General features: G+C 71.1%; 1 protein-coding gene and 1 pseudogene. One reads left to right on the top strand and one right to left on the bottom strand.

The features are described 5' to 3' along the window. Positions 1 to 175: 175 nt before the first annotated feature. Positions 176 to 754 (bottom strand): TMEM165/GDT1 family protein, encoded by a 579-nt coding sequence (locus tag CCN35_RS26470; RefSeq protein WP_067397439.1) that lies wholly within the window; start codon positions 752 to 754, stop codon positions 176 to 178. A 386-nt stretch (positions 755 to 1,140) separates the two neighbouring features. Between CCN35_RS26470 and CCN35_RS26465 the strand changes: the two are divergent. Beyond that, a pseudogene (locus CCN35_RS26465) lies at positions 1,141 to 1,424 on the top strand (hypothetical protein); the annotation flags it as partial.

Below are 1,424 nucleotides of genomic sequence, written 5' to 3'. Positions count from 1 at the left end.
GCACAATGCTATGCCTGTTCGAATCCGAGTCGCGACTTGTTGCGATGGGATCATGTGTTCGAAATTCGCTCACTGTGCGTAGCGGGCCGCCGGGGGCGGTCCGGGGGAGCGGGCGGGCCGGGCCGCGGTGCGACACCGGGCCCGCGGCCGGTCCGCCCGGCGGGCGGGGCGGCGCTCACGCCGCCGCCTCCCACAGGCTCCACACGCCGAGCGCCAGCATCAGCAGGGCCGCGATCCTGGTGATCAGGCCGAGCGGGACCCGCCTCATCAGGGCCTTGCCGCCCGCGATGCCCAGGCCCGCGACCGTCCAGAGGGCGAGGACCGCCCCCAGACCGACCGAGAGGGGGTCGTCGTAGCGGGCGGCGAGGTTGGCCGTCATGATCTGGGTGAGGTCGCCGAACTCGGCGACCAGGATGAGCATGAAGCCCGTCCCCGCGACCTTCCAGAAGGACTGGTCCCCGGGCCGGCGGATCTCCTCCTCGTCGTCGTCCTTCTTCCGCAGCAGCATCACCGCGCCGCCGAGGAACAGTGCGCCCGTCAGGGCCTGCACGACCCGCTGCGGCAGCAGCGTGAGGACACTGCCGGCCGCCACGGCCAGGGCCACGTGCAGCAGGAACGCGGCGGCGACGCCGGCGAAGACGTGGGAGGCCCGGTAGCGGGTGCCGAGGACGAGCCCCGCGAGCGCCGTCTTGTCCGGCAGCTCGGCGAGGAGGACGACACCGAAGGTGAGCGCCAGGACGCTGAGACTGATCACTGTTCCTCAATCGGTCGGGGCTGCCCGGCCGAGAGTGCTGCGTCGGGGCGGCAAGACGTCTCGGCAGGGCAGCACACGGACGTGGACCCGTGCCGTACGGCACGGGCGTGCACTGCTTGCCGAAGGTCTCGCCGGCCGGCCCCGTCCCTGACGGGGTCCGCCTCCGGGCGCCGGCTCAGGCGGGCTGAGCAGTATGTCGACGGTCCCGGCACAGGGCTACTCCCCTTCCGCGCCGCCCATCGTATGCGACCGGAAGTTCATTCGTGAACCTTGTCATGTCATGCGCGCGTCACTAGCTTCTCACCGGGCGCCCGTCTCCTTGTAACGCGGCGGCGTCAGCATGCCTGTGCCCGCGTTCAACACCCCTACCCCACAAGGGAGTTCGCATGCCGAAGCTCTACGCGCGTCGACGGCTGGGCATACTCGCGGCCCTCACCGGCCTCATGACCTCCGTCACGCTCTTCGCCTCCCCCTCCGCCTCCGCCGCCCTCCCCACCCCGGTCAGCGCGGCCACCGCCCGCAGCTACCTCGCCTCCCTCACCGTGGCCGCCGAGAACCGCACCGGCTACAGCCGCGACCTCTTCCCGCACTGGATCACCATCAGCGGAAGCTGCAACACCCGCGAGACCGTCCTGAAGCTGGACCGCACCAACGTCGTCACCAACTCCCC

The sequence above is a fragment of the Streptomyces thermovulgaris genome, assembly GCF_002155915.1.
Classification (GTDB): domain Bacteria; phylum Actinomycetota; class Actinomycetes; order Streptomycetales; family Streptomycetaceae; genus Streptomyces; species Streptomyces thermovulgaris.
The sequence above is the reverse complement of the archived record's forward strand: the minus strand, read 5'-3'. Positions and strand labels throughout refer to the sequence as shown.